General features: G+C 48.4%; 14 protein-coding genes. 8 read left to right on the top strand and 6 right to left on the bottom strand.

Annotation, left to right across the window (positions count from 1 at the left end; translation table 11 throughout):
* Nucleotides 1-152: 152 nt before the first annotated feature.
* Both AC0L4K_RS04940 and AC0L4K_RS04945 read left to right on the top strand, forming a co-directional pair.
* Complete coding sequence (locus AC0L4K_RS04940; RefSeq protein WP_473268423.1) at nucleotides 153-1664, top strand: acetyl-CoA hydrolase/transferase family protein; 1512 nt, start codon at nucleotides 153-155, stop codon at nucleotides 1662-1664.
* 553 nt (nucleotides 1665-2217) lie between these two features.
* On the top strand, nucleotides 2218-3468 hold the full coding sequence (locus AC0L4K_RS04945) for a multidrug effflux MFS transporter (RefSeq protein WP_473268424.1): 1251 nt from the start codon (nucleotides 2218-2220) through the stop codon (nucleotides 3466-3468).
* Between the two features lie 88 nt (nucleotides 3469-3556).
* Here AC0L4K_RS04945 and AC0L4K_RS04950 read toward each other — a convergent pair whose 3' ends face one another.
* Nucleotides 3557-3865, bottom strand: coding sequence for a hypothetical protein (locus tag AC0L4K_RS04950; protein WP_473268426.1), 309 nt, complete (start codon nucleotides 3863-3865; stop codon nucleotides 3557-3559).
* Nucleotides 3866-4767: 902 nt separating this feature from the next.
* On the opposite strand from AC0L4K_RS04950, the gene AC0L4K_RS04955 reads away from it, so the two are divergent.
* Nucleotides 4768-4929, top strand: coding sequence for a hypothetical protein (locus AC0L4K_RS04955; protein WP_473268427.1), 162 nt, complete (start codon nucleotides 4768-4770; stop codon nucleotides 4927-4929).
* Nucleotides 4930-5434: 505 nt separating this feature from the next.
* The gene (locus tag AC0L4K_RS04960) at nucleotides 5435-6052 is read left to right on the top strand and encodes a DUF938 domain-containing protein (protein WP_473268428.1); all 618 of its coding nucleotides are present in this window, start codon (nucleotides 5435-5437) and stop codon (nucleotides 6050-6052) included.
* A 103-nt stretch (nucleotides 6053-6155) separates the two neighbouring features.
* On the opposite strand, the gene cspE is transcribed toward AC0L4K_RS04960, so the two are convergent.
* Together cspE and AC0L4K_RS04970 are read right to left on the bottom strand one after the other, a co-directional pair.
* A complete protein-coding gene (gene cspE / locus AC0L4K_RS04965) occupies nucleotides 6156-6362 on the bottom strand; it encodes a transcription antiterminator/RNA stability regulator CspE (protein ID WP_473268429.1) in 207 nt (68 codons plus the stop codon).
* Nucleotides 6363-6979: 617 nt separating this feature from the next.
* Nucleotides 6980-7537 (bottom strand): DUF2058 domain-containing protein, encoded by a 558-nt coding sequence (locus tag AC0L4K_RS04970; RefSeq protein WP_473268430.1) that lies wholly within the window; start codon nucleotides 7535-7537, stop codon nucleotides 6980-6982.
* A gap of 239 nt (nucleotides 7538-7776) precedes the next feature.
* Here AC0L4K_RS04970 and AC0L4K_RS04975 point away from each other — a divergent pair, with 239 nt between their 5' ends.
* Nucleotides 7777-8334, top strand: a complete 558-nt coding sequence (locus AC0L4K_RS04975; protein ID WP_473268431.1) for an LOG family protein — start codon at nucleotides 7777-7779, stop codon at nucleotides 8332-8334.
* Between the two features lie 20 nt (nucleotides 8335-8354).
* The gene (locus AC0L4K_RS04980) at nucleotides 8355-8741 is read left to right on the top strand and encodes an acyl-CoA thioesterase (RefSeq protein WP_473268432.1); all 387 of its coding nucleotides are present in this window, start codon (nucleotides 8355-8357) and stop codon (nucleotides 8739-8741) included.
* Nucleotides 8742-8804: 63 nt separating this feature from the next.
* Here AC0L4K_RS04980 and AC0L4K_RS04985 read toward each other — a convergent pair whose 3' ends face one another.
* Genes AC0L4K_RS04985 through AC0L4K_RS04995 form a run of 3 tightly spaced genes read right to left on the bottom strand, consistent with a single transcriptional unit; the run spans nucleotide 8805 to nucleotide 10563 of the window.
* Complete coding sequence (locus tag AC0L4K_RS04985) at nucleotides 8805-9371, bottom strand: YceI family protein (RefSeq protein ID WP_473268433.1); 567 nt, start codon at nucleotides 9369-9371, stop codon at nucleotides 8805-8807.
* Nucleotides 9371-9934: a cytochrome b gene (locus AC0L4K_RS04990; protein WP_473268434.1), complete on the bottom strand. Its 564-nt coding sequence runs from the start codon at nucleotides 9932-9934 to the stop codon at nucleotides 9371-9373. The genes AC0L4K_RS04985 and AC0L4K_RS04990 overlap by 1 nt, the downstream gene beginning before the upstream one ends.
* Before the next feature lie 53 nt (nucleotides 9935-9987).
* Nucleotides 9988-10563 carry a flavodoxin family protein gene (locus AC0L4K_RS04995; RefSeq protein ID WP_473268435.1) on the bottom strand — a complete coding sequence of 192 codons (576 nt, stop codon included), beginning with the start codon at nucleotides 10561-10563 and terminating at the stop codon, nucleotides 9988-9990.
* 100 nt (nucleotides 10564-10663) lie between these two features.
* On the opposite strand from AC0L4K_RS04995, the gene AC0L4K_RS05000 reads away from it, so the two are divergent.
* Both AC0L4K_RS05000 and AC0L4K_RS05005 read left to right on the top strand, forming a co-directional pair.
* Nucleotides 10664-11578, top strand: coding sequence for a LysR family transcriptional regulator (locus AC0L4K_RS05000; RefSeq protein ID WP_473268436.1), 915 nt, complete (start codon nucleotides 10664-10666; stop codon nucleotides 11576-11578).
* 102 nt (nucleotides 11579-11680) lie between these two features.
* A complete protein-coding gene (locus AC0L4K_RS05005) occupies nucleotides 11681-13795 on the top strand; it encodes a 4Fe-4S binding protein (RefSeq protein ID WP_473268437.1) in 2115 nt (704 codons plus the stop codon).
* Nucleotides 13796-13805 lie beyond the last annotated feature (10 nt).

Below are 13805 nucleotides of genomic sequence, written 5' to 3' on the forward strand. Positions count from 1 at the left end.
GTCTTATATCGACTTATTCTCGGTGAGGTACAGTACGCCGCAATTAAATTAGGGTCGTTTCGTTAGGCTTTAGGTGCGTTTGCCACTTATCCCTAGAAGGTACGTCTAGCCACCCCGTTTGTCGTTTCAACGAAGTTTTATCTGGAGTATGCATGTTTTCTACATCGCGTGTCGAATGTCCAATCCTGCGCAAAAAAATTATGTCCGCTGATGAAGCCGTTTCTTTCTTACAAGACCGACACACGGTCGGTATGAGTGGTTTTACGGGAGCGGGTTATCCTAAATCTATTCCTGCCGCACTGGTTAGAAAAGCTAAGGCGCAGAAAGAATTAGGTAAGGAATTTAGAATCAATTTGTGGACTGGGGCATCGACTGCGCCGGAATTGGATGGTGTGCTCGCCGAGGTAGAGGGCATTAATATGCGCCTTCCATATCAATCCGATCCTGTGTGTCGTCAACAAATCAACGATGGGGTGATGGATTATGTGGATATGCACCTATCTGAGGTTTCGCAATATGCTTGGTCAGGATTTTTAGGCAAGCTGGATGTTGCCGTGATTGAAGTGGCGGCCATACATGCCGACGGTCGTATTATTCCGTCCTCTTCGGTGGGTAATAATAAAACTTGGGTAGAGCAAGCGGATCTCGTTATTCTAGAGGTCAATGATCAGCAAAGTATCAAGCTCGAAGGCATGCATGACATCTATTATGGCACTGCACTACCACCTAACCGTAAACCTATTCTGATTAATACGCCCGCCGATCGTATTGGCGAAAAATATTTAGATATTCCTCTCGAAAAAATTGTTGCGGTGGTCGAAACCTCAGCGCCGGACCGTAACAGCGCGTTTAATCCACCGGATGCGATTTCCACTCAAATTGCGGCAAACATTATTGATTTTTTTGCCCATGAAGTGAAACAGGGACGGCTTCCTAAAGAGTTGTTACCGCTGCAATCCGGCGTGGGTAATATTCCGAATGCTGTATTGAGTGGCTTAGAGCAGGGTGGTTATAAAAACCTGACTGCTTACACCGAAGTCATACAGGACGGTATGCTGCATATGCTGAAGTCCGGTACCTTGTCGGTGGCCTCTGCAACGGCTTTCTCTTTAAGCCCTACGGCGTTGGAAGATCTGAATGAAAATATCGATTTCTATCGTGAGAAAATCATTCTGCGTCAACAAGATATTAGTAACCACCCTGAAATTGTCCGCCGTTTAGGTATTATCGCCATGAACGGTCTGATCGAAGCGGATATCTACGGTAATGTGAACTCGACCCATATCATGGGCTCTCGTATTATGAATGGTATCGGCGGCTCCGGTGACTTTGCGCGTAATGGTTCGCTGTCGATCTTTATGACGCCCTCTGTGGCTAAAAATGGGGCGATTTCTGCCATCGTACCGATGGTGTCCCATGTCGATCATACGGAACACGATGTGAAGGTGATTGTGACCGAGCAAGGCTTAGCCGATCTGCGTGGTTTATCTCCGCGTCAACGGGCCAAAGTGGTTATCGAGAAATGCGCTCATCCGATGTTTAAAGATCGTCTGACCGATTATTATGAACGTGCCTGTGCCAGTAAGCGGGGCATGCATACGCCGCACATTTTGAGTGAGGCGTTAAGCTGGCATGAAAACTATGAAACCAAGGGTGAGATGTAAGAGGCAAGCGGGCGGTCATCTTTCGTTTTTGACGGCCCGGTTTTGTGTTCACCGCCGTTCTTTATATCGGTGAATAGGAGGAAGGCTCAGCCATTGAGCCTTGCCTTTACCCTCGCTCTAAAGCCCAATCTCTAAACTCAAAGTCCCCCTAGCCCCAAGCCGGTTAAGTCATCATCGCGCAGCCCCCCGGCCTGCGTTTATTCAGCCTCGGGTGTTTTCTATTGTCGGGCGCTCTTCTTACGGGTATCCTCAGCGCTTTCATGTGTGGGCGCAACCTACATATTATTTACACACTTTCTTCTTATTCTTTAACACCCGATACGAGTCTAATCCGGGTATGGCTCAGTCATCATTTGCTTCACTATCCTTTTGTTATTGCTAGGTAATGACGGACTTGCTTATTGCGGGAATCTGTCAGGGTTTGGTCGTTTCAAAGGGCGATCAGAAGAGTGGTTCGGCTAAAGAGTTCAGGGTGACGGCTTGATTAACAAAACGTCAGAGTGAGCTATTCGGCTATCATCAAATTTTTACTCATGCTTCACATGGATATTTTATGGAAAACCAACAAAATAGCGCCGCATCAGGCATGTCACCGAAAGAATTTACCGTGCTCGTCGCCTTGCTCATGTCGATAGTTGCTATTTCAATCGATGGACTGTTGCCTGCGCTTGGGGTTATCGGCCATGCACTCGGGGCGACCACGGCCAATCAGCCGCAACTGTTAGTGAGCATGCTGTTTTTGGGCTTGGCGTTGGGGCAGTTAATTTGTGGCCCATTATCGGATGCATTAGGGCGCCGGCCGATACTCTTTGCTGGCTTCAGCCTTTACTTGGTCGGCACGGTTATCTGTTATCAAGCCGATAGCTTAGAGACGATGTTGATCGGGCGTTTTATTCAGGGGTTAGGTGTGGCTGGCCCGTATATCTCGGCGATCTCTTTGGTGCGCGATCTGTACCATGGCTCACAGATGGCACGTGTTATGTCGTTGGTGATGATGATCTTTGTACTCGTGCCGGCGATCGCGCCGAGCCTTGGGCAAGCGATTATGTTTTTTGCCGATTGGCGCGGTATCTTTGAGATGTATCTGGTGTATGCGGTGATCTTGATTTTGTGGATATTGTTACGGTTAAAAGAGACCTTGCCTAAGGAACACCGTATACCGTTCACCCAAAAGGGCTTCTATGACGGCTTTAAAGAGGTGCTAACCAATCGTATCACTGCCAGTTACACCCTTTGTATGGGGTTGTTTTTTGGTAGTTTTATTGGCTACTTGAATTCGGCACAGCAGATTTTTCAGGTGCAATTCAACACTGGTAATCTGTTCTCGGTTTACTTTGGCTTATTGGCGCTGTTGTTGGGTGTTTCATCACTCATTAACGCACGTATTGTGGAACAACATGGCGCAAAACATATCGCCTTTCGTGCTATTTTTGCGGTGGTGTTAGCCTCGATCATCTTTTTGAGTCTGCATGCTTTTGTTACCGTGACGTTGTGGATGTTCCTCTGTTATGCGGGCACGTTCTTCTTCTGTTTTGGCTTTCTCTTTGGCAATGTAAATGCCTTAGCGATGGAGCCGATGGGGCATGTTGCAGGTATCGCTTCTGCGGTTATCGGTTCGGTTTCTTCTATCATGTCGATGCTGATAGGCACGCTTATTGGGCAGATGTACGATAATACGCTGATCCCAATGACGACCGGTTTCGCGCTTTTTGGCACCCTTGCGTTGGGTATTATGTATTGGGCAGAAAAGGGGCGCATTGAAGAAGAGGACGAAGAGGTTCTGATCGAAGGGTCGCCGAGCTAAACGCCAGTGAGTTAATCGTTAGATAGTTAAAAACCGAGTATGTTAGCCATACTCGGCTTTTTTATCTCAATGTGGGGCTGTTTTTCGTTTAGTTAGCCATAGATCCGTTGAGCTTAACCGGTGATTTTTTGTTTTTCATCGGTTCTATGTCAGGGGCTGGGTTACGGATAACCTGGAGATCTTGGACTTGAACCTTACCGCCACCGCCATTACCCCTTAGCTTCGTTTCACTAGGTTCCCCTGCCTCTTCTCCATTGTGCTTCATTTCCGATACAGCCCAGTCATTAGCAAGTCTGCCAGGACTACTTTGTTGTGCGTAAGCAGGGAGTGTCATGGCGGTGACCATCAGGGAAACAACAGCGGTTAAAAGAGTTGACTTGATCGGGCTGATTTTCATTACATGTAATCCTTTAGTGTGTGAATTGCGTGCTAGTCGAAAACTTTTTGTTTTCGATCGCGCTAATCAAGCAACGGTTGGCCCTACTGTATGGGTCTTTTACTGAATGTTTTATTAACAGCAGACGTATATTACTGGGGCTAACCATTGGGCCATCATACTTGATCGACTCGACTATCCGTTAATGGATAGGTTTATGATGCAGGGATAGACAACGGTATGAGCAGAGATGTTTTATGGTTATGGGGTTTAGAGTGAGCTATGACGTAACAATGACACTGCTAAGACAGCCCAAGGTGTTTGATGCCGGGCAAAGGGGCAGAGATAAAAAAAGCCGCGCGAGGCGGCTTTCTTTGCTGTCATTGCTCCAGCTGAAACACCCTAGTTATTAGGCTTAATGGGGGGGGGCGTAACAATCAGAGGGCATCAGCCGCAGCAATGAAAATATATATACAATTTTGGTGCCTATCTTTATTTAAACGCTATTAATCAAATACTTATATTTAATTGGGTTCTCATTGTTAGTGATTTGTCAGTGATAGCATCAATTACTGTCTCTGATCGGTAACGCTATTGTGTAGTTTGTTATTAATATTTTAAAAATCAATAAGATAAAGTGTCTCCAATAGCTTGCATATGGCTCAGTAACCGGCGGATAGTGGTGCATCTGAGTGATAGGACGTATCAGTTATGACAGGAGGCTTGTCATTTTTGTCTAGTGTTCTTGCTAAATATGACAGTGGTGTGGGGTCATTTAAATATGATTTGCGCCGGGGGAATATTTGGACAAAAAAAGCAGACCATCGTGGCCTGCCAAAAAAAGAGCTTAAGTGATAGAAGCGTCTACAGAATAGACACAGAAAAGCTCTGTAGAGAGAAGTGTTTACGCTGCCGCGGATTGGATGAGCAGCGGTTTATCCAGTGATGTCATTGTCATTTTGGCGTTAGCTCTGCGTAAGAGTGGGCCAAAAGCCGGTGTTGTCGTTTTTACTGACGACTTGAATAGCGAAAATGCGCTCAGCACCAGTTCTGCCTGGACTTCAGCGCGCAGGTTTGCCGCCTGAGTATAAACGTCGCGATGTATGCCAGATGGAATCATGTTTCACCCATAAGTGTAAAATTAATTCAGGCCTGAACCATGTTCAGCGCTTCGACCCGCTGTCAGACCTGAATTGAAACCGTTTAAGAGGCGTGGCCTCAAAGAATTCGCGTATTCTATACTTTAGTCGCACCGATGATAGCTGATCAATTTTCAGATAATTGATGAGTAAAATTCACCATTGTGTTGCTTATCGTGCTTTAGCGAATGACGGTTGAGTGGTTGTAGCATCATCATGGCGTAAGGTTTGCTGTTTTAGGTTTAAAGGGGTGGCAAGTGAGCGCTGCTATTCGCTTTCAATTCAATACGTTGCTATAAATGGGTGATAAATGATGCGCTTTACCCCATGATAGCGAATGTAAAATGGCAAATTTTCTAATGCTCGATAGACCGTGTTTTAATCGAGACCGCACGGCTCTTATTCACGAGTCGTTGCCAAATAAGCCATAAAAAAAGAGGAATACTGCACGATGGCGTCTGATGTAAATCGATTTATGGGGTTCTCACCCTCATCGGCCCGTAATCGCGAGCCTATTTCGCAAGTATTGATGGCGGTGTTGCGTGGCGATGAGACAGTGTTAGAGGTGGGTAGCGGCACGGGGCAGCATGCGGTTTATTTCACGGAGCAGTGGCCAAACCTGCAATGGATGCCAAGTGAAATTAGTCAGCAGCTGCCGTTACTGCAAGCCAACTTAGAAAATCAGGGTAACGATAATATTGCGTCACCGCAGTGGCTGGATTTACAGAATGCGGATTGGGCCGATAGCTTAGCGCCGGCCGATGTGATCTACAGTGCTAATACGCTGCATATTATCGCTTGGTCCGAGGTGGTTTCGTTGTTTAGTCGGCTGGATAAAGTCCTACAGTCCGAAGGGCGGGTGATGCTGTACGGGCCGTTCCGTTATAACCAAGGGTTTACCAGCGCGAGCAATGCTGAATTTGATCAATGGCTCAAAGCGCGTAACCCGGCCAGCGGTATCCGGGATTTTGAGGCGGTAAACCAGTTAGCGATAACGGCGGGGCTGTCATTAATGCATGATATTGAGATGCCCGCGAATAATCAGTTTTTGGTGTGGCAAAAGAGTTGATTGTTAGCGCGATGAATCGGTTTGAGCGCTGTTGCTGTTGTGCAGGGAATCTATTGTGAGGGAATGGGCTGCAACCCGGAGGTTGCAGCCGGGCAGTCAACAATTACAGTAAAGTAACGTTCTCAGCCTGCGGGCCTTTTTGGCCTTGAGTTACTTCGAAAGATACTTGCTGTCCTTCGTTCAGAGTCTTAAAGCCATCGGAGTTGATCGCGCGGAAGTGAACGAATACGTCAGGACCGTTATCCTGTTCGATAAAACCATAGCCTTTATCGGCATTGAACCATTTAACGGTACCAGTAGATGTAGACATAATTGTATTCCCTACAATAGTTTTTTTAAAATAAGGGTGCACAGAGAGTAGTCTGCGCACGGGTTAAGCTAAGAATGCAGGAACTACATTTATGACGAAGGGACACACAGGTTAATCTGATGGACTCTTTGGTGCATAAAAAACAGGCCGTACTTTCAAGCTAATTTAATTCTAAGATATTTATTGAAAGAGTAAAAGTGTTATTTTTTAAAGAATTTATTGGTTTAAGTTATTGTAATATATAGGTTAATTTCTTTATTCGGTTGGCGAGCTAAAACATCAATATTGCCCTAAATCATTTTATAGTGCCTTTTTTACATCGAGGTTACGCTTTAAAAATAGCCTGAATGACGGCTACTAATGGCTGTGAGAGGCGGTTTGGGTTTGTTGCTTAGGCCGAATTGATGGCTTGGATTTGTTGGTGGTAATTGAGGTGTCGTTGCTTTCAATGTTATCTAGCTGCATAGCGCTAAGTGAGTGGCGTTGAAAAAGCTGTATTGAATCGATGCTGTGAAATGAGTGCTGTTGAAAGAGAGTGCAGTGAAAAGAGCGTGCCGATAGGTTGGGTGTGACTAAGAAAATGCCCCTCATTAATAACAAGGGGCTTATTAAGCCGTTTACCACATAAGATCATCGGGGATCTGGAAATCGGCATAAGGATCGTCAGGATCGATCTCTTCCACCTGCTGCTGGCTGATGATCAGCTCGGGGCGACGTTCGCTGATTTTTTCCGCAACACCGGCAGGAATCAATTGATAACGGCCCTTGTTAGAAGCGATCGCGAGATTACCTTTGGCTAATTGCTCTTGCAGGGTTTTGCTAACATAGAGCTTTTTGATGGTGGTGCCATCGACAAAGTTATATTCAACATCGCCATCGGCGGGCATATTAATCACATTCTGCTGCATCATCTGCAAACATGAAGCATCGATAGAGCGACGGGTCAGTTCATCTTCCCGTTGGCGATTCAGTTCCCGGTCACGCTCAAGCTTTTCTGCTTTCGCTTTGGCGATGGCCTGTTCCCGTGCTAGCTCTTCTGGGTCTTTAAACACTTCGCCTTTTTTAACGGCTTTTGCTTGTTTGGTTTTCTTACGTTTTTCAGCTTTGGCTTTATTTGCCTGCTGTTTATTTGCCAGACCTGCTTTAAGAAGCTGGTCCTGTAGAGATCCTGCCATGATGTTTATCCTGCTTCAGTCGCATACTGGTTGCGAACTATAGCGAACATTAGGGTTTAGCTCCACATCATGGGGGCGATTAGAGGGTATTCGCGCTGGAATTCTGTTGCCTTAGCCCATCGGTTATTTTTTCTGATTGGAATTTGCGCTTTAATCTCATGGCTGACTGTTGTTGAATAGTCGTTATAGCAGGCCTGCGAAGGCGATATTCACTCACTTACAGGGATGGGATGGTTAACATGAAGATAGCGGTTTATTGTGGTGCATCATCCGGTCGGGTAGACGGCCCCTATCAAGCGGAGGCGCGTAAACTCGGGCAATTGATGGCGCAGCATGATATTGAGTTGGTGTACGGTGGCTCCAGTGTTGGGTTGATGGGCAGTGTGGCTGATGGGGTGCTGGATGCCGGCGGTCATGTCTGTGGCGTGATGCCACAAGTATTAGTCGAGCGTGAACAGGTGCATATCGGACTGAGTGAGCTACATGAAGTTGAGGACATGCATCAACGTAAGGCGGTCATGATGGAGCTGGCGGATGCCTTTATCGCCTTACCGGGAGGCACCGGCACCCTAGAAGAGTTGTTTGAAGTGTGGGCTTGGCGTCAGATCGGTATTCATCATAAGCCTTTTGGCTTGCTGAATATTGAAGGATACTACGACCATCTACTGGCTTTTATCGAGCACGCCTCAAAGGAAGCCTTTATTCGTGGTGAATACCGTGATTTTCTGCTGGTCGATCAGCAGGCTGAAAGCTTGTTGACCCGCCTTAGCGGACGGGTTGAACCGCGCAGTGTTTGAATAAATTAATAGGAGATACAATGTCACACATGCCTACATGTAAACCGTCACTGAGAACCATTGCTATGCCGGCGGATGCCAACCCTGATGGCGATATTTTTGGTGGCTGGATTATGTCTCAGATGGACCTTGCCAGCGGTGTGTTTGCGGCGCAGGAAGTTAAAGGGCGAGTGGTGACGGTGGCGGTCGATGCGATGACCTTTCATAAACCGGTTTATATCGGTGATGATGTGAGCTGCTATTGTCGTTTAGTGCGACAGGGTAATACATCGTTAGTGGTGCTGGTGGAAACCTGGGTGCAGCGCCATCACAGTGAACAGGTCGATAAGGTGACGGAAGGGCGGTTCACCTTCGTGGCGATCGATGCCGAGGGGCGGCCACGGCCTTTGAACCTCACGGCCAAATAACGGAACATAAAAAAACGCGCTTAGCCATAATGGTTAAGCGCGTTATTTATAAACAAGGAAGGCTTACTGACGAATACCTTCAACGTTTAGGTCGAGATAAACGCTCTCTGAGGCAGGGCCCAGATTGTAGTTAATATCAAAGTCTTTCAGGTTCAGTTGGGCTGTACCCTTGAAACCGGCACGGTATCCACCCCATGGATCTTTACCTTCACCTACTTTTGATACCTGAATATCGATCGCTTTGGTAACGCCATGCAGGGTTAAGTTACCGCTCAGTACTGCGCTGCCATCGGCGGCTGGGGTAAATGAGGTGCTTTCGAATTTAGCTTCAGGAAAGTCCTTAACCGCTAAGAAATCACCGCTACGGATATGCTTGTCTCGCTCGGCGTGATTGGAATCAACGCTTGGCGTTTTGATATTGACGGTGATTTTTGCTGCAGCAGGGTTGGCGGCATCATAGCTGAATTGACCACTGAAATCGTTAAAGCGGCCTTCTAACCAGCTGTAACCCAAATGTTGAATACGGAAGTTGACTGAAGCATGTCCAGTATCGATAACGTAGTCAGCAGCTTGCGCCGAGGTGATGGTGCCCGCCAGCAGCGCGCCAGCAATCATTGTTTTTAGGTTCATTAGTTATTTTCCTTTGATATACGAATCATGCGGATGAGAGTGTTATCTTTTTCAATATAGTGATGCTTTAGTGCAGCCAAGGCGTGCAGCCCTGCCAGACTTACCATTAAGGTGGCAACCCAGTAGTGTACTTCTCCCGCCAGATCCTCTTGGTTTTCCATGATGGCGGGGAGTGCCGGCACATCAAACCAGTTAAATACCGAGATGGGACGACCATCGGCGGTGGAGATCATATAACCTGAGGCGAGGGTAATGAGTGGCAGCAGGTACAGCAGCCAATGTACCGCTTTGGTTATCCACAGCAGGGGTTTGGGCTGAGGCAGCGGGTCGGGTGTCCGGTTAAGGGTTCGCCAGAGCATCCGCAGTACTAACAGCACGAGTAACATCATGCCGATACTTTTATGCCACGCCGGGATCGTTTGGTATTCCGGGTCGTAGTAACTCAGCGTATCGATATAGAGCCCGAGTGGGTACATACCGATAATGGTGAGTGCGACAATCCAGTGGAGCAGTATGCTGCCTAAACCAAAGGTGCTGGAACTGTCTTTAATAGGTAAGGCCATCGCTTCAATCTCTAAAAACGGGCGGCAAACTGGCCGCCCGCTGTGTTATCCGGTTACTGTTTCCAACGCTTCGCGGCGGTGGCCACTCGAGCACCTAGTGCTTGAGCGGTATCTCGGTCGCACTGCGGCGGCGCTAATTCAGGGCCTTGATCAGCATTGCTGGTGGCCATTGCGCCGAGGTATCCACCGACCCGGTTTAGGCTTTGTGGATCGCCCTGACTGCTGTTATTGCCGTTCATCACGCCCAGGCTAACCCAAAGCATGCTGTGCTGTGCCGCAAACACAGACATCTGCACCATGGTGTTCAGCTTATCGCCACTTAGGCTACCGGAGTTAGTGAAGCCCGCCGCCAGTTTGTCTTTCCAGCCCTGTGTGTACCAAACCTTTGAGGTGGCATCCATAAAGCATTTAAAGGGACCGCTAACCGATCCCATATAAGTAGGCGAACCAAAAATGATGGCGTCGGCATCGGCCAGTGCATCCCAGTTGATGGTCTCTAAGTCGGCCACCGATAGGGTAATGGCAGTCGCGCCTGCATTTTCGACCCCAGCTGCAACGGCTTGAGCCAGTACTTCAGTGTGTCCGTATCCGCTGTGATAAGCGATCGCTACCTTGATCTGATCTGACATGTTATTCCCCTTTTAATTCAATGACCGGATGTTTCCAGTGGTGAGGCTTACTATATTCCGCCATAATAGATTCATCTAATGCATTGTTGTGATTATTATTATGCGCGAAGTGAATTTAAGGTCGGTGGATCTCAATCTGTTAGTGGTGTTGCAGGCACTATTGGAAACCCGTCATGTAACCCGGGCGTCGGAGCAACTGAATATGAGTCAGCCGGCGGTGAGTCGGGCTTTGCAGCGGCTCAGAAGCACCTTCGATGATCCATTGCTGGTACGCACGTCCCAAGGCTTTGATCTGAGTGCCCGAGGAACGGATATTCTGCCACGCTTGCGGTTATTAACCAGCGGAGTTGAGCAACTGATTGCACAGCCCCGGTTTGATCCCTCTAAGGCCGTCGATGTGGTGAGGGTGTACGGTTTAGATCTAGAGGTCGCCTGTTTTGTCGCTCCGTTGTTGAAAGTGTTGCGCCGTGAAGCGCCGCGGATGCGCTTAGAGGTGAGAACCGAGCCGCGTAACCATTTTGAGCTGCTGGATTCTGGCGAGGTGCATTTCAGTTTGACGGGCATGGAGCCTTCCGCCGGGGAGGGGCAGTACCGTCGACTGCTGATCGCACAGTCCGGCATTGTTTGTATGATGTCGGCAGATAATCCTCTGGCTGAGGGTGAGCTAACCCTCGAACGTTATCTGTCGGCCAGTCATGGATTGGTGTCGATGACCGGTAAAGGGCCGGGGCATATCGATGACCGATTGGCTGAGTTGGGGCATAAGCGGCATCTGGCGTTGCGCTTATCGAACTTTATGACGGCGGCGGATTTTTGTGACACTTCCGACCTGCTGTTTATCCTGCCCGAAATTGTCGCCCAACGTATCGCTCAAGGGCGCAATATTATTCTCAAGGCGGTGCCTGTTGAGCTGTCGTCCCCTATGATTAACTTTTTTCTCTACTGGCATGAGCGTTTTCATCACGACCCTATGTGTCGTTGGGTGCGTCAACGGGTGCTGCAAGTGGTGTCATAACGGGGGATATTAAACCAAAGTAGCGGTTAACTGATCGCAAAGTACAATAGCTGAAAAACCTCTCGGGCTGGATTATTTATACTTATCCGTCGGAGTCTGTCTATGTTGTCTATGCCGCTATTTAGAGTTATCGCACTGCTATGGTTAATGCTGTGCAGCGCTGTTGCTTCTGCTGAGATCACCGAGGCGGATATCCGTTCTATTTTTCCTAAGTTAACCCGTGTCGGTGAGCCGCAGCCAAATCCGAAAGTGATTCCGGTCTATCAGTTAGATGAGTTGCTGGGATATGTTTTTGAAACCAATGATTTAACGAATCTACCCGGCTTTTCCGGCGAGCGGATCAATCTGTTGATTGGCTTAGATGCCGCTGGGCAGTTGGTGCGCTTAAAGGTGCTGAGTCATCACGAGCCGATCTTCCTACATGGTTTGGGCGAGCGGCCCATGCTTGAGTTTCTTAGTCAATATGAAGGTGTCACCGTTGATAAGCGGGTGATTGTCGATAGCCGCCGTAGTGGCCAAGATCAAAGCGGGTCTAGCACGGTGTATATTGATGGTGTGACCAAAGCTACGGTGTCGGTACTGGTGATGAATGATACCGTGTTATCGGCAGCGCTGCAGGTGGCAAGAGCCTATCTCGAAGGGTTTGCGCGGCCCCCGTCGGTGACCGTGCGTGAGGATGTTTACCAGCCCTATAATTGGCAGGCTTTAGAACAGCATGGCTTATTGCGCCGTTGGACGATCTCACAGGAGGCACTACAGGCTGAGTTCCCCCTCGATCTTCAAGATTACGCGGATTCTGAGTTACAGCAGGCGCTGGCGCAATCGGATCTGCCGGGACAATATTACTACGCTTATCTGAATACCCCGGTGACCGGTAAAAACTTACTCGGCGAGCAGGACTATGCACGTTTGAAGCAGGTGTTGCGCCCCGGCGAACATGCTTTGCTCGTAGCGGCGGTGGGCGACTATGGTTTTCTCGAACCCGAATTTCGCCGGGGCACGGTACCGAGTCGTCTAGGGATGTCGCAAAATGGCTTGCCCGTGGATATTCGCGGGCTGGATTTTTTCGATAATAACACCCCACATCTACCGGCGGATGCACCGCCGATCACCCAGCTAGGGGTGTTCCGTATTAAGGCTCAGTCCGGTTTTGATCCTTCGCAGGCAATGAGCTTGAAATTGGATCTCGATCTAGCCCGTAACCATCTGATCCGCGATCAGGCCGAGTTGAGTGATAGTTATCAATTGCCTGCGGAGCTGTTTGATATACAAGAGCTGGTTGAGGAAAAGCCAATGCCTCTGTGGCAGCGTTTATGGTTGGATCGTTGGTTGCAGATTACCGGTCTTGTATTGACGTTGCTGGTGGTTAGCGCAGCATTTATTTGGCAGCACCGCTTATCATCTCATCGGCGGTTGTTTCATCGGCTGCGCTGGGGAGTGATGCTGTTTACCCTGTTCTTTATCGGCTTTTATGCCCAAGGGCAGCTCTCGGTGGTGAATATCTATACCCTGTTGCTGCAGTTGGTTAAAGGTTTCGATATAGAGGTGTTTCTACTCGACCCGGTGCTGTTTGTCCTATGGACCTATGTGTTTATCTCGCTGTTTCTTTGGGGGCGGGGCGTCTTTTGTGGTTGGCTGTGTCCGTTTGGTGTGCTGCAGGAGATCGCCGCAAAACTGGGTGGTTGGTTGAAGCTAAAACAGCTGAAAATTCCCCCAGTGTTGCACCATCGATTACAAAAACTGAAATATTTATTGTTACTGGTTTTACTGGCGAGTGCCTTCTGGTCGGTCAGTCTAGCTGAGCGCTTGGCCGAACTAGAGCCGTTTAAAACCGCCGTAACGCTGGTGTTTGTGCGTAGTTGGCCTTTTGTGGTCTACGCGCTGTTATTGCTCGGGGTCGGGATGGTTATTCACAAGTTTTTCTGCCGTTACCTCTGTCCGTTGGGGGCCGGGTTGGCGGTGTTGGGCAAATTTAGTCTGTTCCGTTGGTTGAGCCGTCGAGCTGAATGTGGCAGTCCTTGTCAGCTGTGTCGAGTACGTTGTGAGATCGATTCAATTAACCGGGATGGTAGTATCGACTACGATGAGTGTGTGCAATGTATGGAGTGTATTGTGATCCTTAACAATCCAGATCAGTGCGCTATCGAGCTATCTCAGAATAAACAGCGCCAAAAGGCCGCCTCGGCAGAAAATAACATCGTGGTGCAGCAGCTATAAATATGGCGGC

It is taken from the genome of Amphritea sp. GJ51-11 (assembly GCF_055808735.1).